Source organism: Idiomarina sp. UBA3176 (genome assembly GCF_002364295.1).
Lineage (GTDB): Bacteria > Pseudomonadota > Gammaproteobacteria > Enterobacterales > Alteromonadaceae > Idiomarina > Idiomarina loihiensis.
In genome coordinates, this window is record NZ_DEXU01000005.1 from 134,458 (window position 1) to 154,654 (window position 20,197).

Consider the following 20,197-nt stretch of genomic DNA (forward strand, 5'->3'; position numbering starts at 1 on the left):
AAATAACCGATCTAGTCGATTATTCAGAGTATTGGCGCATCACTAACGATGCGTTTGTACCACCGAAGCCAAAGCTATTAGACATAACCGTTCTAAGTGGTGCTTCAGTCGTCTGCTGAATAATGTTCATGCCGTCGGCTTTTTCATCCAAGGCTTCAATATTGATTGAAGGTGTAACAAAACCATTCTTAAGCATAAGCAGAGAGTAAATAGCTTCGTGTACACCAGCTGCGCCCAGAGCATGGCCTGTCATTGCTTTAGTAGCACTAATCATCGGCGTTTTCTCTGGGAAAACTTCACGAATAGCTTCTAACTCTTTAACGTCACCAACCGGTGTACTGGTACCGTGAGTATTCAGGTAGTCGATTGGAGTATCCACCGTTTCCATTGCCATTTTCATGCAACGAACAGCGCCTTCACCCGACGGAGCTACCATATCGTAACCGTCTGAAGTCGCACCGTAACCAACAATTTCACCGTAAATTTTGGCGCCACGAGCTTTTGCCGCTTCCAATTCTTCAATAACCAGAATACCGCCACCACCAGCAGGTACAAAACCGTCTCGCCCCTGGTCGTAGGTACGTGAAGCTTTTTCAGGCGTATCATTGTACTTAGTACTTAATGCGCCCATAGCGTCAAATTCCATGCCCAGGGTCCAGTGCAGTTCTTCACCACCGCCGGCAAATACTCGGTCTTGTTTACCGAACTGAATTAATTCCAGCGCATGACCGATACAGTGCGCAGAGGTTGCACAAGCAGAACTAATTGAATAGTTAACACCTTTAATTTTAAAAGGTGTTGCCAGGCAAGCTGAAGTCGTTGACGCCATGCAACGAGGTACCATGTAAGGGCCAACTTTTTTCACGCCACGTTCACGCAAAATATCAGCTGCTGCAACCTGATGTTCACCAGAAGCGCCACCGGAACCAACAACTAACCCCGTACGCGGGTGAGAAACTTGCTCTTCGGTTAAGCCTGAATCCTCGATAGCCTGAGCCATTGCGATATAGGCATAAGCCGCCGAATCGCCCATGAAACGCAACGCTTTGCGGTCAATATGGTCTTTAGGATCTAACTTAACTTCGCCCCATACCTGACAACGCAAGCCCATTTCAGCAAAAGATTCTGAACGGGTAATACCCGATTTGCCGGTACGTAATGATTCCAGCACTTCTTCTTGATTGTTCCCGATACTTGATACGATACCAAGTCCGGTGATAACAGCTCTTCTCATTCTATAATCCTGTCTGACATTGCTACGTCGATATCTTACCAACGTCGTGTGTGAATGTGGTCTGCTTTGTCCACTGTTGTTCGTAAAGTTGTTATTATAGCGGTCATCAACCAATAAATCATGGGATAGCCGCTTGAATTCTAATTCATCTGTTCAGTTTAACGAGCAAGGCGTACCCGTTTCCACTACTTTCGATGATATTTATTTTTCTGTCGAAAGCGGTGTTGACGAAAGTCAGTACGTATTTCTGGCGCAAAACGGATTACCTAATCGCTGGCTGTCGCTACCGGCTCATTATAGCTTTACCATAGCCGAAACCGGGTTTGGTACAGGCTTGAACTTTCTTCTGACCTGGAAACGTTTTTTAGAGCAGGCACCTGCCAACACGCGTCTCCATTTTGTCAGTTTTGAAAAGTTCCCTTTATCGCGCCAGCAACTTGAACAAGCATACCAATTACTAGAACCAATAGCGGAATTCAGTCAGTCATTCCTGGAGCATTACCCGGCAACCGATCCCGGCTGTCATCGCATCATACTATCACAGGGCCGGGTCATTCTGGATCTGTGGATAGGCGACCTCAATGAGCTACTGCCAGAATGGCTTCCACAGGCACAAAAGCAAATTGACGCCTGGTTTCTCGACGGCTTTGCTCCGGCGAAGAATCCAGAAATGTGGCAGCCGACACTTTTTGATGCCATGAAGCAAACCGCACATAGCGGAACAACCTTTGCTACCTTCACCGCTGCAGGCAGTGTCAAAAGAGCACTACAGCAAAACGGATTCGAGGTTCAAAAAGTAGCAGGCTTTGGTCGCAAACGAGACATGCTTTGTGGTCACTACCTTAGCGCCGAAGTTTGTCAGAAATATTACGATCGCCGCGATGTTACTATTATTGGCGGCGGCATTAGCGCGGCATGCTCTGCCCTTGCGCTGAAGCATAGAGGCGTTAACGTCAGAGTCGTTAGTGCAGGTAGCGCCGACGGCGCATCCGGAAATCCTCAAGGAGCCGTTTACCCTCTGTTACACGCCGAGCATACGCCGCTCAGTCGCTTCTATTGGCAGGCGTTTTCTACAGCCACCAGCTTCTACCGTAATTTTTGTGACGACCACTGGTTTCCCGTGGGGGTTATGCAGCCAGCATTTAACGACGACAGAGCCCGGCGTTATCAACGTATAGCCGATGAACTGTATGCGCCAGAAACGGTACGCTATTTATCTCAGCCGGAAGCAGAACAAGAAGCAGGGGTTTCGCTGGCGGTTCCGGCGCTGCTTTACCCTAAAGCCGGATGGTTACGACCGGCGGCTGTGGTCAAAAGCCTTTTAGAAACAGCACAAATTGAGCTTATTGAAGGCGAAGCTAAGGCTTTGGAGAAAACTGAAAGTGGCAGTTGGCAGATATCACTAAAGGACGGAAGTTTGCTGGCCGCTGAGCGAGTTCTTATTGCCACCGGTCATCACATCAATGGGTTATTGCCGGAAAGCGTTAACCCCCTGCCAATACAACCAGTTCGCGGACAAGTCAGTCTGGTTCAAACAACACCGTTATTATCTTCACTAAAAACGGTTTTATGCTTTAAAGGGTATTTAGTTCCGGAAGATGGCAACCATCATTGTGTTGGCGCAAGCTTTAATCGCGACAGAGAGGATTTAGAACCAACCCCCGAAGATGACGAAGAAAACCTGAAACAACTCGCTGAAAACGCGAAGCAGCCATGGGCTGAATCTCTGCAGTTAACATCCCAAAGAGTCTCGGTACGGGCGACCAGCCCCGATCACCAGCCTGTTGCCGGAGCGGTTGCCGAAAACTTATATGTCATTACAGCACTAGGGTCTCGGGGCTTCACTTCTGCCCCTATTCTGGCAGAAGTGATTGCCTGTCAGTTAACCGGAGAGTTAACGCCGTTAACTCAAGATGCTTTACGCCGCATCTCCGTTAGTCGCTTTAAGGGCTAACTTATCCAATACATTGTTAATGTGAGTCTGGTCAGCCGGAGACAACTCATGCCGCGTTTTGTGAACTGCCTCACGCAAAGCCGGCATAATTCTCTCCGGTTGAGTCTCACCAGCCATTTCCAGTTGCGCAACGACTAAGTCGAAATGCCCGCGCAAATAACCGCAGGCAAATAGCTCATCATCTGTGCCGGAAACCACCGCATCATCGAATACGGTTTCAAGTCGTTCCACTAATTGATCAAAGTCCGTACGAGTTCCCATCTGCAGTTTCCCGTTGAAAAACAAAGGCGCTCATTCTAACGGTCTTTTTGTTACAATGCATCCGCATCAAAGACTCAACCTATGACAGAGGTAGTTATTATGTCCCTGGAAATTGGCTTGTTTTACGGCTCTACCACTTGCTATACCGAAATTGCTGCAGAAAAAATTCAGCAAGCCATTGGCGAGGACATTGTTCAGCTGTTTGATATAAAAAATACCCCGCTAAAAGAAGCTGAGCAATTTGATATTCTTATTTTTGGTATTTCCACCTGGGATTTTGGCGAACTTCAGGAAGACTGGGAAAGCCATTGGGACGACATAAATGACGTGAACCTGCGCGGTAAAGTTGTTGCGCTGTTTGGAATGGGTGATCAGGAAGGTTATACCGACTGGTTCCAGGACGCTCTGGGCATGCTGCACGATGCCATAGCCAACCACGGCTGCAAGCGCATTGGTTTTTGGCCAAATCAGGGCTACGAATTTGCCGCCTCCAAAGCGTTAACCGCAGATAACACTCAGTTCGTCGGTTTATCACTAGATGAAGACTCCCAATATGAGCTATCAGATGAACGTATTGAACAATGGACGACGCAAATTTTAGAAGAAATTGCCGAACAATTAGGATAATAAAAATGCAAAGCTTTCTTTCAAAAACCCTGCTGTTACTCGCTTTGTTGATGTCGGTAACGGCCCAGGCAAAAACCGAAGCTCCCGGCATTGACGAGTTCACTTCGTCATTTCAGGAGCACCCCGGTTTTTTCACCTTTTACCACGATAAAGCTAGTGCAAAGTTTTATCTGGAAGTGCCGAGGCAAGGACCACAGTTTATTTTTCAAACCAGTCTTCCCTGGGGGTTGGGTTCTAATGATGTCGGGCTGGACCGCGGGCAACTGGGTGAAACTCGGTTAGCATCATTTCATGTTGAAGGAAATAAGGCGTTATTGGTTCAACACAATACCGAGTTTCGTGCACAAACGCGGAATCAGGCTGAACGCAGCAGTGTCGATCAAGCGTTTGCCGACGCCGTGCTTTATGGTTTTGACGTTGTTGCGAGCAACGATGAACGTGTGTTAATCGACTACACCCCTTACTTGTTGAGCGATGTGCACGGTGTTAGTAAGCGCTTACAGCAAACCGAGCAAGGACAATTTAAGGCCGATACAAGCCGCTCAGTCATTTACCCTGAACGTAGCAAAGCCTTTTCAGAAAATACGGAGCTAGAAGCGAAAGTCACTTTTGTCGGTGACGGAAAAGGGCAGTGGATAAATCAGGTTGCGGCCAACGCCGATGCACTTTCTTTGCACCTGCACCACTCCTTTATAAAGCTACCTGACGCCGGATACCAACCCCGGAAATTTCATCCAAACAGCGGTTTTTGGGCTCACAGCTTTAAAGACTACGCAGCACCTCTTGGCGAATCGATGACAGTGCAATATATCCCGCGTCACCGGTTGAATAAGAAAGACCCTATTGCCTCACAAAGTGAAGCGCGTGAACCTATTGTTTATTATCTTGACCCAGGTGCACCGGAACCTGTCAAAACGGCACTGCTTGAAGGTGCCCGCTGGTGGGCTCAGGGCTTTGAAGCCTTAGGTTTCGAGAATGCTTTTCAGGTAAAAGTTCTGCCCGACGGTGCTGACCCTATGGATGTGCGCTACAACGTTATTCAGTGGGTTCACCGGGCAACCCGTGGCTGGTCTTACGGCTCGTCGGTAATAGACCCTCGTACCGGCGAAATCATTAAAGGTCATGTCACCCTGGGATCGCTGCGTGTTCGCCAGGATATGAAAATAGCCGAAGGCTTGTTGACGCCTTTTATCGAAGACCGCAGTGAACTTAAAAGCGCGGTAAAAAATATGGCTCTGGCTCGTATTCGCCAATTAAGTGCACACGAAATAGGCCATACCTTAGGAATAGCTCATAACTTTGCTGCCAGCGCGTCAGACAGAGCTTCCGTTATGGACTACCCTCACCCGCTGGTAAACCTGACAACAGATGGCGGTTTAAGCCTAAGCAACGCTTATACAGAAGGTTTAGGAGTATGGGATAAGCAAGTTCTGGCTTATGGGTACAGTGACTTTGGCGGTATGCCATCGTCTGACGAGCAGCTCGCCCGTATTCTGGATGAAAATAAAACGCTCAATCTCAGCTTCATTTCAGACAGAGATGCACGCCCTGCCGGTGGTGCTCACCCTCAGGCACATTTATGGGATAACGGCAGCGAACCTGTTACCGAGCTTGAACGCCTGCTTTCAGTGCGCCAGCAAGTGCTGGATAACTTCAGCAAGGACATGCTGAACAGCGATCAGCCATTAAGCCAGTTACAATCAATCTTTGTGCCTATTTACTTGCTGCACCGGTACCAAACAGAAGCCGCAGTAAAATGGTTAGGCGGCGTTAACTACCATTACTATATGGCTGACGACTCTACGGACGACTACCAGCCGGTAGGGGCCGCCAGACAACAAGCGGCTCTTAAACAGTTGTTAAAAACCATTCAGGCAGATACTTTGCGTGTGCCTTCACATATTAAACAATGGCTGGTTCCGTCAGCTTACGGTGAAAGCTCATCGCGCGAAAACTTCAGTGGTAAAACAGGGCTAATACCCGATACCGTCAGCATGGCTGCCAGCGCCGCGGATCACAGTTTAAGTTTGATGTTAAACAGCCAGCGTCTGAACCGGTTAGCACAACAACACGCGGACAATGACCGAGTGCCTTCTCCGGCCGGACTGATGACAGCTATTTTCAATACCGTTTTCAGCGACTGGGAAAACGCAAAGAAAGCCCCGGTTCAGCAGCGCTTGCTGGCAACAGCTATCAACGCCGAAGTAAGAGCGGTAAAAAATTCGGGACTGGCTGCAGAAACCCGGTTAGTTATGCGAGCTGAGCTTGCTGAGCAACAACAGAAGCTTGCCAAGTCGGACTCACTACTCGTAAAGCAATTGGCAAAAGATTTAGATAAATTCTTAAACGAAGGGCAATGGCCGGAACAATACGAACCCGAGCCGTTACCGCCGGGTTCGCCAATTTAAATGAAAGATTAGAGCCGCTTAAAGCGGCTCTGGAAAATCGTCTAACTGCTCTTTGGTTTTGCCATGAGGCGTTGGCTTACGAGTTTCCGGATCAATATGTACGAAAACAATATCATCAGCTGAACAAATATTTTGCTTGGTGTGCTTATTGCGTACCAGACAAGTAATCGCTAACGACGTGCGTCCCACAGATTTCACCTGCAGACCAAATTCAACGACATCGCCCTGAAACGCCGAAGTTTCAAAGGTAATAGCGCCAATATGCTTAGTTACCAGGCTTTTTGCCCCTAACTGGCAACTGGCAAAGATATAAGCTTCTTCGTCAATCCATTCTAAAATACGGCCACCAAATAACGACCCGGCAAAGTTCAAATCATTTGGCATAACCAGTCGGCGAGATAAAAAGCGCATAGTCACTCCTTGTTCATGGAAGATATGTACATATTATAACCTATTGTTCGCCAATGGTTTGTTGAAAAAATTGAGCAATCATTGAATATAAATGAATTTTTGTATTACGCCCGTTAATAGAATGCTTTTTCCCCGGGTAATTCATCATTTCAAAAGCCTGAGCGTTGTCCTGCAATTGCTTATACAGCTTCGTGCTATGAGTAAACAAAACATTGTCATCCGCCATTCCATGGTAAATCAGTAAATCACCTTTTAAGTTATCGCTGTATGGAAAAACCGATGAGTTTTCATAGGCATTACCATCACCCGGCATGCCCATAAAACGTTCGGTGTAATGCGTATCATACAAACGCCAGTCGGTTACCGGTGCGCCAGCCACTCCAGCCTTAAAATATTCAGGTGCTTTAAACATAGCCAGCAGCGACATGTAACCGCCGTAACTGTGACCATATATACCGATGCGCTTTGGGTCGACATAAGGCAGGCTGGTTAAATACCTAACCCCAACCACCTGATCATCTACTTCCGGGCTCCCCATATTCTTATAAATAGGTGCCTCAAAACGCTTTCCCCTATTCGCCGAACCGCGGTTATCCAGAGTGAAAACAATAAAGCCCTGTTGAGCCATATATTGAACAAAACCACTGCCCCAGCTTTTGGTTACTCGCTGCGCTCCGGGACCGCCATAAACATACACCAGCACCGGATATTTTTTTTCTGCATCAAAATCTCCTGGCTTGGTCATTTTGTAATAAAGCGTCTGCCCGTCTTCAGCTTTTAGCTCACCGAACTCAGGGTAACGCCAGTTTCTCAAGTAAGGAGACAGTGGATGCTCATCTGTCACTTCGTTTTCAGCCAACCACACCAAATGATTACCAGTTGGCCCGTGCAAACTTACTTGTTTGGGCTGCTGAGGCGATGAGTAGGTGTCCAGATACAAGCGCACATCGGCATCAAATTCAATATGGTGCATACCTTCACGCGTTGTAATGCGCGTTGGGTTGGCCGCAGAACTTGCATTTAGCTGAGTACGATACAGGTGAGATTCTAGTGGTGATTTTTTCCGGGCGGTAAAGTACAGCGTGCCAGTACTTTCATCAATAGCTTCCAGTTCATCTACTTGCCAATCGCCAGAACTCAATTGACGAATTAACGATCCGTCCAGGCGATATAAATAAAGATGTTTGAAACCGCTTCGTTCAGATGCCCAAATGAAATGCTTATTATCATTTAAGAAATACAAGTCATCGTGCAGATTCAGCCAGCTATCTGAGGTTTCTGTCAACAACTCACGCTGGGTTTCACTTGTTCGATTATAAAGCCAAAGCGTCAGTGCTTGCTGATCTCTGCTTTGCCATTGATAACTCAAACGTTTGCTGTCACCAACCCACTTAACCCGGGCTAAATACCCATCATTTAGCTTATCCAGCTGCAGCCAATTGGTCTGTTTATCAGCAATTTGATATACCCCAAGGTCAATCTCTACGTTGTCGCTTCCGGCGAACGGATAACGCTGTTGTATGGTTTCAATTCGGTCCGCGTATATCTCACTGCGGGTAGCGAGAGGCACAGGACTTTCATCAACTTTGGTTAACGCAATAGCCGACTCATCCGGAGCCCACCAGTAACCGGTCATGCGCTTCATTTCTTCCTGGGCAACAAACTCCGCCATACCAAACTTAAGCGTGTTACCGCCTTCGGTTGTAACCGCATGTTCTTCACCACTGGCAAGGTCAATAAAGTACAAATTCTGTTCGCGGACAAAAGACACGTAGCTGCTTTTTGGCGAGAACTTAACGTCAGTTTCAAAAGCATCCGTTTTTGTCAGCTGAGTCACTTTTTCTTCGTCAGTCTGGTAATAAAAAACATCACCGTTATAGGGAAAAAGCAGCGCATCCCCTTTTGCTGACCAGCTGTACTCAATTATGCCACTGCCGCTAATGCGTTGACGTTCCCTACGGGCTTTCTCTTCGTCGGATAATTCAAGCTCACTGGCAGCGATCTGGTCTGCCGCGACTAACAGTTTATGTGTCTCGGCCTCGATATCGTATAACCAGAGATCATAACGTTGCGGCTCTTCCTTACTGCCTTTTAAGTATGAAAGGTATTGCCCGCCGGGCGCAAACTTTAACGATTTTGGTGTTTCCCCCGTAAGACTGGGGCCACTAAACAAACGTTCTATGGTTAACTCTTCGGCAAAAACAGAGAGACTAAAAAAGCTAAAAACAATAATAGCAATCGCCTGAATACGACGATTAAAATGAAAAGGCATGATGCAAGATCCAACGATGAGTTTATTACCACTTATATTAACAAAGTTCGGGATAAAAATCGGTTGGCTGCGGTGAAATAACACGAAAACGCTACCGCCGAATTACGACGATAGCGTTATTTTCGGGAGGGCTGTTCAATTAGAAGCTAATAGAAACGCCAGCCTGGAAACGACGACCGGTAACAGGTGCGTCATCTTTTATAAAGGAGCTGTGAACAAAACCTAGCTGATCTGTCAGGTTTTCACCTTTCAGATAAAGCGTAGCACCATAGTTAGCTAACCACTCCGGGTAAAAATTGACGCGGGCGTTCAGTAAGCCATAAGCATCGGTTACGGTCTCATTCTGCCCTATTTTATCCTGTTCCATGTAGCGCGTATAACCGATAGCACCATCCCAGCCAACGGCCTGATAACGCACTTCTGTACCAATGCGTTGCGCCGGGATTCTCGGTAAATCATCGCCATCACGCTGTTTTGCACGGGTATAGTCACTAAAACCGTGAAGTGACCACTGTTCTGTGAATTTCCAGTCTAACTCGAGTTCATAACCATAAAGCTCGGCGTCAACTTGTTTGAACTGAACCACTTGCAGACCGCCATGATCATGCTCGCCTTCGTGTTCGTGCTCCTCTTCGCGGGCATGCTCTTCGTGGTCATGGTCCTCATCACCATGCAATTGTTCACTGTTCAGGCCAATAAAATCATCGTAAATGAAATCATCAACGCGATTGTAGAACACGTTCAAATTTGCATGAAAGCTGTCATTTTCGTAATGAAAACCCGCATCAATGTTGTTTGACGTTTCGGTTTTAATTGCCACTTCGTTTGGCTCAACATGATACTCGTCAAGCTCTTCTTCATGTAGTTCGTAACCCAGGCCAAGTTCATAAGTACGGGTTGCAAAGTGATTCCCGTTAGCAAAAACTTCATTTGCAGCCGGAGCTCTTTCTGCATGACTTAGGTTAAATGAAACCGAGGTGTGATCACTGAAGTGGTAGAGATAACCAGCAGACGCTGAAGTGGCATCAAAGGTATCCAGTTTGCGCTCCTCACTGGAAAGCGATGTGCGCTCATGGCGAACACCTAAATCAACGTGATGAGAACCAAATTCCTGCTCTACGACCCAGAACAAGCCTTGAGTGCGACGCGAGGTATTCGGCGTAAAGGCTTCTTCGCCAAAAGCCGCCTTATCACTGATGTCCCACTGCCAGCCGACAGCACCTTTCCATCCTGCAATTTCTTTATGCTGACCAATCAGTCGTATCTCTTTTTGTTCATTTTCAAATTGAGTTGCAACGAAATTGTCTTCAATTTCCTGATGCTGGTAGTCAGTTAAAGCTGCGCGAAAATCTAAGCGGTTAAAGCCACTGAAAGGATTACGCCACTGACCGGCAAATTGAATACGCTCTTGCTCCAGGTCTGCATAAGGGCCAGCCTCTGCGTGTTCATGCTCGTCTTCATGACCCGGCTCTTCCTCATGCTCATCTTCTTCCTCACCATGACCGTGGTCATGACCGGGAATACCGTATTCCTGATAGAGTCCCTGGTAAGACACTCCGAAAAAGCCGTCATCAAACTGGTAACTGGCGCCAATGGTGCCACCCTGAGCGTCAATGAACGAGTTTTCGACATGATCCACCGTTTCACCTTCGTCATTCGTAAAGGATGGCGTCTCATAATCATTTGCGCGGCGAATAAAGGCATCGGTATAAAGAGCCCAGCGACCATTGCCTACTTGCAAGTCGTAAGACCCCTCTTTATTATCATTGTTAGTCGAGGCTGACACATTTGCATTACCTTGAATGCCGTAAACAGGCTCAGAAGGGATCCGGTTGTCGACCACGTTAATTACGCCACCAATTGCCCCACTACCGTAAAGCAAAGTTGCCGGACCTCTTAATACCTCAATTTGTTGTGCTGTACTGGTTTCCGTTGTTACTGCATGGTCGGGACCACCACGGGATACGTCACCAGTATCAAGACCATTTTGAGTGATTTTCACTCTTGGTCCGCCCAATCCACGAATAATGGGGCTACCTGCGACATTCGCAAAGTGAGTGTTATTGATGCCCGGTTCCATTGCCAGAGTTTCCCCCAGACTATGAGCATTCTTTTGCTTAAGCGCGTCACCGGAAATAATATTGACCGGCTGTGCTGATTCAAGCGCTGTCTTATCCAGCGGGCTTGCATTAATAACAATGACTTCATAGTCATTAATGTGTTCATGTTCTTCTTGCTGTTGCGCATGCGCGACGGTACTTGTTGCCAGTAATGCAAGAGTTAACGCATTCAGTTTCATAACCACTCCAGTTAACGTTGTTTCAGATTAACGCCATCTCGTTATTGTAATAATATAACATTACAAAATCCTGATACGTTTTGCAACACTCTTTCAACTATCCACTCTGGTTGTCTGTTATCTGCTGCGGTACACTAGCTTCGCTATTACGATAAAAATAAAACCAAGGACATAATATGAAGCCATCCCATATTCTTCTGCCCGTTACATTAAGCCTGCTGGTCGCGGCTTGTGGCGCATCAGAACCCGAGTCAAAAACGACGGAAATCCGTGCTGAGGAATCCAATATTCGTGCTCATTTAGAGTTTCTTGCAGACGATGACCTTAAAGGTCGTGAAACCGGTAGCAACGAGCACGAAATTGCCTCGAACTACATCGTTTCTGAATTCAAGCAGTTAGGCCTTGAGCCTGCAGGTGATGACGGCACTTATTATCAGCGCATTCCTTTTCGTAAAAGTACACTGAAAGAAAACAGCGCCCGAATGACCTTTGAAAACAATGGTGAAGTGGTCGAGTTTGAATTCCCTAAGCAATTCATTACCGGTCCAAGTCATTATGAAGAAAAGGACGAAATTACTGCGCCATTAGTTTTTGTCGGCTATGGTATGGAAGCTCCTGAATTTGGTCTTGATGACTACAACGGCCTTGACGTAGAAGGCAAAATTGTTGTCATGTTAACCGGCCGTCCGGAATTTTTACCTAGCGAGGAAGGTGCTCACCTGGCCAACATTAAAAGTGATATTGCCCGCGAAAAAGGTGCTGTTGGCATTATTACACTACACACACCAGTGCGCGAAAAAACTCGCAAATACGAAACCAGTGTTTATTACACCAAGACACCTCGCATGACCTGGTTAGGTCCTAATGGCTTACCTAAAGGTGAAGAGCAACAGTTAAAAGGTTCTGCCTATATTGATGATGAACCTGCGGAGAAACTGTTTGCGAATGCTCCGACTGAATTGAGCACTATCTTCGAGAAAATTGAGGAAGACCCGGACTTCTCTCCTAAAGGGTTTGAACTGGAAGGCGAAGTCACCCTGGCTCGTGAATCGCGTCACGAGGAAATTTCCAGCCCTAACGTCGCAGCCGTATTGCCTGGTTCTGACAAAACGCTGAAAGACGAATACGTTATTTATACTGCGCATTCCGATCATATCGGCGTAGTAAAAGACATGAGCCGCGAAGACAATATCAACAATGGCGCGATGGATAATGCCAGTGGCGTTTCCATTATGCTGGAAACCGCTCGCTTGTTTGTAGAGTCAGAGCAAGAATTTGACCGTTCAATTATGTTCTTGTCGGTAACTGCAGAAGAAAAAGGTCTGTTAGGTGCGGACTACTTTGCCAATAACCCAACGGTTCCTTTAGAAAATATCGTAGCAAACGTAAACCTGGATATGCCGGTACTACTGTATGATTTTGCCGATGTCATTGCCTTTGGTGCTTCTCATTCAACTTTGGGTGACACTGTTAGCAAGGCAGCTCAGCAATTCGATACAAAGCAAAGCCCTGACCCTATGCCTGAGCAGGCTATTTTTACTCGCTCAGACCATTACACTCTGGTCAAAAAAGGCATTCCGGCGGTATTTTTAATGACTGGCTTTACCTCACGTACCGAAGGTGAAGACGGCGGCGAAGTCTGGGGCGAGTTTTTTGCTGAGCACTATCACAAGCCCAGCGATGGACTCAATTTAGATATTAACTACGAAGCAGGAGCCCGCTTTACCAATATTAACTTTGCCATTGGCAAAGAAATTGCGAACGCCGATAAGCGTCCACAATGGCTGGAAGACTCGTTCTTCGGTAAGCAATTTAACGACTAAGCGTACTGTTAAAGCACAGAACGAACTCCAGGGAGCCTTAACCGGCTCCCTTTTTTGTTAGCGACCGTCATTAAACTGTCATTTACGCTCTCTACACTTTTACCATCAGTAGCTGCCGGAGCACTTGATGTTATCTGTAGACAAAGTCGTTAATGACAAGCTTCCACTCATTAAAGGTAAACCCTGGTTAGAGAAGCCAACAACCTGGGTTTTACGCAACCTTTTACACGAAGAAGACATTCAGAAGTTTGGCAAAAGCTCGCCCTCTTTAGAAGGCATAGACTTTGTTGAACACACTCTGGACTACTTCAATTTCACTTACTCCTACTCTTCGCAAGAACTGGATAATATCCCTGTAAGCGGACGTCTGGTTATTATTGCGAATCATCCGATAGGCTCTCTTGATGGGCTGGCGTTATTAAAGTTAGTGAGTGAAATGCGCAGCGATGTAAAAATAGTTGCCAATGAATGGCTGTCTGCACTCGAACCTCTTAATTCTTTATTGCTGCCGGTTAATGTCTTCGGCGGGAAACCCAGCCGCAAAGATATTCGCAACATACATAACCACCTTCACGACGAAGGGTGCGTCATACTGTTTCCTGCAGGTGAAGTGTCGCGGTTACGCCCTAACGGGGTACGTGACACACACTGGCAAAGTGGCTTCCTGAAAATAGCCAAGGCGACTCAAAGTGACATTTTGCCCATACGTCTCGACGCTCATAACTCGGCCTGGTTTTACACCGCTTCTATGGTCTACAAGCCTTTAGCTACCATGCTCCTGGTGAAGGAAATGTTTCGCCAGCAACGTAAGCAGGTTAAATGTCATATAGGGCAAAGAATACCGGTTGAAGCCTTTCTTCATCAGGGGTTGAGTGTCAATCAGCAGGTTAAACTGTTTAAAAAGCACCTGTACCGTTTAGGCACTCAAAAAAAGCCGATTTTCCCGACTCAAACAGCAATAGCCCGTCCCGAGTCGCGCCAGCCTTTGAAAGCGGCCATTGAAGCCTGTGAATTACTGGGTGAAACCCCATGTGGCAAAAAGATTTATCTGTATGAATTCAGTGGTAGCTCCCCTATTCTTCGGGAAATAGGCCGCTTAAGAGAAGTGGCTTTTCGCACCGTGGGCGAAGGTACCTGGCGTAAACGCGACCTTGATGAGTACGATACCTGGTATATGCACCTGATACTCTGGGATCCGGATGATCTTGAAATTGCTGGTGCTTACCGTCTGGGCGACTGCAAAAAAATAATAGAAACGCACGGCCAAAACGGACTCTACAGTGACGGATTCTATGAGTTCTCAGACGCTATGAAGGAGATTTTTCCGCAAAGTCTGGAGCTGGGTCGCTCATTTGTTCAGCCCCGGTACTGGGGTAAACGCAGTCTGGACTACCTCTGGGTTGGTATTGGAGCGCTGTTGCGTAAGCACCCAAATTATCGTTACTTATTTGGTTCTGTCAGTATTAGCAACGCCTTACCAAAGGATGCACAGGCCGCTTTAGTTAAATTTTACAGCAGCCATTTCCCACCGCAAACACCCATGGCAAGGGCGAACATTCCTTATCGTTTAAACACCGACTCAACGGTGCCTGACTTTACCGGTAACAACTACGCCGATGAATTTGTTCTGCTAAAAAGCTACATGGCAAATATCGGCTCTGCCATTCCCACACTTTACAAACAATACTCGGAGCTATGCGAACCCGGCGGAGTGCAGTTTTTAGAGTTTGGCGTTGACCCGGATTTTAATCATTCGATAGACGGACTGGTGTTAGTGGATACCACCAAACTCAGTGCGAAAAAGCGCAAGCGTTATTTAGAAACGAGATAAGCACTGGCCTGCTGATACCAGTCGCCCAATACAATACGTTTAGCAGGTTTGCCGTCACCGAGAGTAAAGCAATGCACGGCCGGACGGTGTGTGTGACCATGGATTAGCTTTCTAACGCCGTGCTTTTCCATAACATGCAGCACTTCACTATGCTGAGCATCCATTTTATAAAGCTGTTCCGGAGTTAATTCAGGTCTTTGGCTACTGGATTTTTGCCGTAACCGATTAGCAATACGCATACGCCAGGACAAGGGTAAGCTGCGCATAATACCTTTGACCATAGCATTCTGGATAATAGCCCGATAACGCAGATAGCCTTTATCCAGCGTACATAAGGTGTCACCATGCATCAGCAGTATCCGCTCGCCATACAAGTCAATAACCGTTTCATCCGGGAGAAGGGTTAAGCCAACGTCGCTGGCAAAACGCTCACCCACCATGAAGTCACGGTTCCCGGCCATAAAGTAAAGGCGTACACCGCTATCCGTCATGTGCTTCAGCTGACTTTTTACTTGCGCCGCAAATTCGCTGGTGTCGTCGTCGCCCAGCCAGGCATCGAACAAATCACCTAGAATATATAGCGCATCAAGATTTTGGTGTTGCTGACAAAAGTCATCAAAAGCAGCCAGAATATCTGGCCGCCCCGGACTTAAATGTAAGTCAGCGATAAAACCGGTGGTCATGGAATCAGTCTTTAACCGACACACTTTCAATAACCACGTCTTCAACCGGCACGTCCTGATGGAAGCCCGCTGAACCGGTTTTCACGTCTTTTATCGTGTTTACTACATCCATACCTTCAACAACTTCTGCGAATACACAATAGCCATAGCCATTCGGTGTTTCATTCTGAAAGTTTAAAAAGGCATTGTCATTGACGTTAATGAAAAACTGAGACGATGCGGAATGAGGATCGGGCGTGCGCGCCATAGCCACCGAGCCAACCACATTGGGTTTTGCTGTCGGCGCTTCGTTTTCAATATTCGCGCGTGTTTCTTTTTGCTTCATGCCGGGCTCAAAACCACCGCCCTGCACCATGAAGTTACTAATAATACGGTGAAAAATTGTGCCGTCATAAAAACCGTCACGGGCATACTGTAAAAAGTTATCTACAGTCTTAGGCGCGGTTTCATTGTGCATTTCTAAAGTGATATCACCATGATTGGTATGTAAAACGACTTGCATTGAATGTACCTGTTTCATTGACTAAACCAGCCAATAGTGTACCAGAGCCGTACCATAGGTGGTATCATAAGCCCCCAGTTTTCATCGCTAACCGTTTAAAAGTAAGAGACACTATTTATGGCATTAACCGTATTTAACACCCTCACCCGCAAAAAGCAGTTATTTGAGCCTATTCAACCCGGCCACGTGGGTATTTATGTGTGCGGTGTTACCACTTACGACTACTGCCATATTGGCCATGCCAGAACTTATGTCGCTTTTGATATTGTTGTGCGCTATCTGCGCAAGCTGAAGTACAGCGTTAAATACGTCCGCAACATTACTGATCTAGACGATAAAATCATTAAACGTGCAGCAGAAAACGGAGAAGATTTTCATCAGGTGACTGAGCGTTTTATTCGGGAAATGCACAAAGATTTTGACGCGTTGAACTTAGTCCGTCCCGATATTGAACCACGTGTAACCAGTCATATGGATGAAATCATCCATATGATTGAACGCCTTATTGAAAACGGTAACGCCTATGAAGCCGGCAACGGCGACGTTCTGTTTGATGTTTCCACATTTAACGATTATGGCAAGCTCAGTCGTCAGGACTTAGAGCAATTACAAGCCGGTTCGCGGGTTGATGTTGATACAGCCAAGCAAGATCCGCTCGACTTTGTACTCTGGAAAAGCGCTAAACCCGGAGAGCCCAGCTGGTCTTCTCCCTGGGGTGAAGGTCGCCCGGGCTGGCATATTGAATGTTCAGCAATGAATAAGAAGCACTTAGGCAGCACTTTCGATATTCATGGTGGCGGCTCTGACTTGTCTTTTCCTCATCATGAAAATGAAATAGCTCAAAGCTGCTGCGCAAATCAATCTGAGTACGTAAAGTACTGGATGCACAGCGGTATGGTGCAGGTCGACAATGAGAAAATGTCGAAGTCACTGGGTAACTTTTTTACGATTCGCAGCGTACTGGAACAATACGACGCGGAAACGGTGCGGTACTTCCTGTTGTCGAGCCACTATCGCTCGCAGTTGAACTATACTCAGGAAAATCTGGATCAGGCGCATTCCGCTTTGGAGCGCTTATACACCGCATTGCGTGACATAGCACCGCAAGCCGCCAGCGAAGAATTGCGTAGTAAATACTGGCAGAGCTTTCAGCAGGCAATGGACGACGATTTAAACGCGCCGGAAGCCATGAGTGTGTTATTTGAAATTGCCCGGGAAATTAACCGCAACCGCGAGAGTGCTCCGGACACAGCCGCGCAGTTAGCGCACGTTTTGCTTGAGCTGGCTGAGGTAATGGGGCTGCTGCAACAGTCTCCGGAAGAGTTTTTACAAGGTGACGACGACGATGTCGCCAAAATTGAAGCGTTGATTGCCAAGCGTAACCAAGCCCGGGAAGATAAAGACTGGGCTGCAGCAGACGAAGCCCGTGATGAACTAACCAACATGGGTATTGTTTTAGAGGATGGTGCTGAAGGCACCCGCTGGCGTCGCGCTTAACCGACAAACTGATTAAGAGGTTTTACCTATGGCATTTGCACAGTTGCAAATCGTCAGCTCACTGGCTGACGCATACTCAAAAGATGGTGCCGACGCACTTATCTTAATTGGAAATTTTGATTCTATTGACGACTCAGCTTTGGCTGAAACTATCCAGCAGGCACAAATTACCGATCAAAGAGTGGGAAAACAGCCGTTGCTGTTAAAAGCAGACGGTGTTCCGGGCCAGCGTTTGGTCGCGGCACCTACCGGGTCGTTAAACCGCGACTTTGACGATGTCCGTCAAGTTTTCGATGCGGCACATGCTGCAGCAAAAGTTGCACAGGATGCCGGCGCACGCCACCCGGTTATTGCACTGAATAATGTCAACGTAAATGACGAACGTTACCAACAAGCCTTTTTAGCCGCTTACCTTGGCTTTTGTCAGGCACTTTACCAGCCACTGGAAGCTCGTGAAGCTCATGGTGAAGAAGCCATTGAACCGACTCAGAACGTCATTTTAGTTGGAGAGCTTGACGTTGAATGGGCTATGGCAGTTGAAGCCGGTAAACGCGTTGCTCGCGATCTTGCAGGTACCGAACCTGAGCGTATGGCACCACCTAAATTCGCTGAGTATTGCCGCCAGGCTTTTGCGCACACTTCGGTTAAGGTCACGGTTATCGATGACTACCAACAACTCCAACATGAGTACCCTTTGCTGGCAGCCGTTGGTCGCTCATCAATGGCTGTGGAGCGTCACCGCCCTTGTGTTATTCGCCTTGAGTATCACGGCAATAACCCGGAGCGTACGGTCATGTTTGCCGGTAAAGGTATTGTTTATGATACCGGTGGTGCTGACTTAAAAACCGGTGGTCATATGGCTGGTATGAGCCGCGATAAAGGTGGTGCCGCAGGCGTTGCCGGCTTCTTAAAAACGGTTTCGGAATTACAGCCAGAACACCTTAATGTGGTTGCTGAGATAGGCGCGGTACGTAACAGCATTGGTTCGGATGCTTTTGTTGCCGATGAAATTATTACCGGCCACAGCGGCAAGCGTGTCCGCATTGGTAATACCGATGCCGAAGGCCGTCTGATAATGGCCGACTTGTTGTCGCATTTGCGCGAAGAGGCGGCGAAAAGTGATGGCGAACACGAATTGTATACGGTAGCAACTCTGACAGGCCACGCAGCCCTTTCAAAAGGTCCATACAGCGCTCTGGTACCCAATGGCCATGCACGTCGTCAAAATCTGGCTCAGGCTCTATTCAATGCAGGCGAAACCTATGGTGACCCAACAGAAATATCCTGGTCACGTCGTGAAGACTTTGACTTTGTTAAAGGCCGTACCTTGTGCGATGACCTGTTGTCATCTAACAACGGTCCTTCTGCTGCTACGCCACGTGGACACCAGTTCCCAATGGCATTTCTGACCGGAGTATCCGGCCTGGACAATCATGGCATTGATAGTGAGCACCCAATAAGTTATATCCATATTGATATTGCCGGTAGCGGTGTGGAAGGCGGAGACTGGCAACACGGCAAACCAACAGCAGCTCCGGTTACTTGTCTGGCGGGTCATTACCTGAAGAAATAACTTTTACGAAAGCACTTTATTGAAAACAATAAAAAATGCCCGATTCTGGTTAAACAGAACCGGGCATTTTTTTATTTAGCATTTACCTTAAGAAATAAAATCTGGCCCAAAACCATTGGTCCATAAAATGGCGGTTGTTGCCATGAGTACAACCATAGCAATAAGACCTGCGGTCACTACCGAGCTCGCGTACAGAAAGCCACGTTCTTCCGGAATGTGCATAATAACCGGCAGGCCTGAGTAAAGCAGGTAAACCGAATAAGCCACGCCAATAAGGAAAACCGACGCAACAAACCACAATTCAGGATAAACTGACGCTATTCCAGACATAATAACCGGAGTTGCCGCGTAAGCTGCTAATTCAAGCGACTTCGTATAACTGGGATCAGCCCCAAAAGTTTTTGCCATCCAGTAAATTAAGTAAGCCAATGCAAATGTGGCTCCCAAAATACCAATATACATTGCGACGCCAAGCATAACGCCGCTGCTTTGGGTAAGATAAATGGACTCACGTGCACCGACACTCCAGCCAATATGAGCTGAAGCATAGTAAGCTGCCAGACAAGGTAATATTGCTATCAGTAAAATATGAGAACACGAATAAAGAAAGCTCTCACGCTTGCTGTCTATCGATTTCCACTCTTGCGCTGGATGGGCGTATAAACCCCAAATATGATTCAGTATCATAATTTCACTTCCCCATAGTTCGCGGTCATACCGCCAAATTCGTAAATACGTTATAATTTTTGATGCGGGTACTGCTGAAAAATTCACCCCATGTATCTAATATTCAGCACCACCGGTATTCTGTCAAGGCCTTTT

15 protein-coding genes are annotated in these 20,197 nt (G+C 47.1%); 7 read left to right on the forward strand and 8 right to left on the reverse strand.

The window, feature by feature from the left end; all coding sequences use genetic code 11:
• Positions 1-19: 19 nt before the first annotated feature.
• Positions 20-1,234 carry a beta-ketoacyl-ACP synthase I gene (fabB, locus tag B2U97_RS02235; protein WP_011234272.1) on the reverse strand — a complete coding sequence of 405 codons (1,215 nt, stop codon included), beginning with the start codon at positions 1,232-1,234 and terminating at the stop codon, positions 20-22.
• A 133-nt stretch (positions 1,235-1,367) separates the two neighbouring features.
• On the opposite strand from fabB, the gene mnmC reads away from it, so the two are divergent.
• A complete protein-coding gene (gene mnmC, locus B2U97_RS02240) occupies positions 1,368-3,188 on the forward strand; it encodes a bifunctional tRNA (5-methylaminomethyl-2-thiouridine)(34)-methyltransferase MnmD/FAD-dependent 5-carboxymethylaminomethyl-2-thiouridine(34) oxidoreductase MnmC (RefSeq protein WP_273025040.1) in 1,821 nt (606 codons plus the stop codon).
• Here the strand turns inward: mnmC and B2U97_RS02245 are convergent.
• Complete coding sequence (locus B2U97_RS02245) at positions 3,153-3,449, reverse strand: YfcL family protein (protein WP_011234274.1); 297 nt, start codon at positions 3,447-3,449, stop codon at positions 3,153-3,155. The two genes, mnmC and B2U97_RS02245, sit on opposite strands and share 36 nt — an antisense overlap.
• Positions 3,450-3,554: 105 nt before the next feature.
• Here B2U97_RS02245 and fldB point away from each other — a divergent pair, with 105 nt between their 5' ends.
• Positions 3,555-4,076, forward strand: coding sequence for a flavodoxin FldB (gene fldB, locus B2U97_RS02250; protein ID WP_034820885.1), 522 nt, complete (start codon positions 3,555-3,557; stop codon positions 4,074-4,076).
• 5 nt (positions 4,077-4,081) lie between these two features.
• Positions 4,082-6,484 (forward strand): zinc-dependent metalloprotease, encoded by a 2,403-nt coding sequence (locus B2U97_RS02255; RefSeq protein WP_153848961.1) that lies wholly within the window; start codon positions 4,082-4,084, stop codon positions 6,482-6,484.
• Positions 6,485-6,502: 18 nt separating this feature from the next.
• Here the strand turns inward: B2U97_RS02255 and B2U97_RS02260 are convergent, their stop codons facing one another.
• The 3 genes from B2U97_RS02260 to B2U97_RS02270 form a co-directional block, all read right to left on the reverse strand.
• A complete protein-coding gene (locus B2U97_RS02260; RefSeq protein WP_272988252.1) occupies positions 6,503-6,895 on the reverse strand; it encodes an acyl-CoA thioesterase in 393 nt (130 codons plus the stop codon).
• Positions 6,896-6,935: 40 nt separating this feature from the next.
• Positions 6,936-9,167, reverse strand: a complete 2,232-nt coding sequence (locus tag B2U97_RS02265; protein ID WP_272988250.1) for a S9 family peptidase — start codon at positions 9,165-9,167, stop codon at positions 6,936-6,938.
• A gap of 139 nt (positions 9,168-9,306) precedes the next feature.
• A complete protein-coding gene (locus B2U97_RS02270) occupies positions 9,307-11,466 on the reverse strand; it encodes a TonB-dependent receptor (RefSeq protein ID WP_153848959.1) in 2,160 nt (719 codons plus the stop codon).
• Positions 11,467-11,642: 176 nt separating this feature from the next.
• Here B2U97_RS02270 and B2U97_RS02275 point away from each other — a divergent pair, with 176 nt between their 5' ends.
• Complete coding sequence (locus tag B2U97_RS02275) at positions 11,643-13,289, forward strand: M28 family metallopeptidase (protein WP_011234280.1); 1,647 nt, start codon at positions 11,643-11,645, stop codon at positions 13,287-13,289.
• A 127-nt stretch (positions 13,290-13,416) separates the two neighbouring features.
• Positions 13,417-15,120 (forward strand): GNAT family N-acyltransferase, encoded by a 1,704-nt coding sequence (locus B2U97_RS02280; protein ID WP_153848958.1) that lies wholly within the window; start codon positions 13,417-13,419, stop codon positions 15,118-15,120.
• Here B2U97_RS02280 and B2U97_RS02285 read toward each other — a convergent pair.
• Both B2U97_RS02285 and B2U97_RS02290 read right to left on the reverse strand, forming a co-directional pair.
• Positions 15,102-15,803, reverse strand: coding sequence for a UDP-2,3-diacylglucosamine diphosphatase (locus B2U97_RS02285; RefSeq protein ID WP_011234282.1), 702 nt, complete (start codon positions 15,801-15,803; stop codon positions 15,102-15,104). The genes B2U97_RS02280 and B2U97_RS02285 overlap by 19 nt on opposite strands.
• 4 nt (positions 15,804-15,807) lie before the next feature.
• Complete coding sequence (locus B2U97_RS02290; protein ID WP_011234283.1) at positions 15,808-16,305, reverse strand: peptidylprolyl isomerase; 498 nt, start codon at positions 16,303-16,305, stop codon at positions 15,808-15,810.
• A gap of 117 nt (positions 16,306-16,422) precedes the next feature.
• Between B2U97_RS02290 and cysS the strand changes: the two genes are divergently transcribed.
• A complete protein-coding gene (gene cysS / locus B2U97_RS02295; RefSeq protein WP_153848957.1) occupies positions 16,423-17,802 on the forward strand; it encodes a cysteine--tRNA ligase in 1,380 nt (459 codons plus the stop codon).
• A gap of 28 nt (positions 17,803-17,830) precedes the next feature.
• Positions 17,831-19,375, forward strand: a complete 1,545-nt coding sequence (locus B2U97_RS02300; protein ID WP_153848956.1) for a M17 family metallopeptidase — start codon at positions 17,831-17,833, stop codon at positions 19,373-19,375.
• 87 nt (positions 19,376-19,462) lie between these two features.
• Here the strand turns inward: B2U97_RS02300 and B2U97_RS02305 are convergent, their stop codons facing one another.
• Positions 19,463-20,062 carry a Yip1 family protein gene (locus B2U97_RS02305; RefSeq protein ID WP_153848955.1) on the reverse strand — a complete coding sequence of 200 codons (600 nt, stop codon included), beginning with the start codon at positions 20,060-20,062 and terminating at the stop codon, positions 19,463-19,465.
• Between the last annotated feature and the right edge of the window lie 135 nt (positions 20,063-20,197).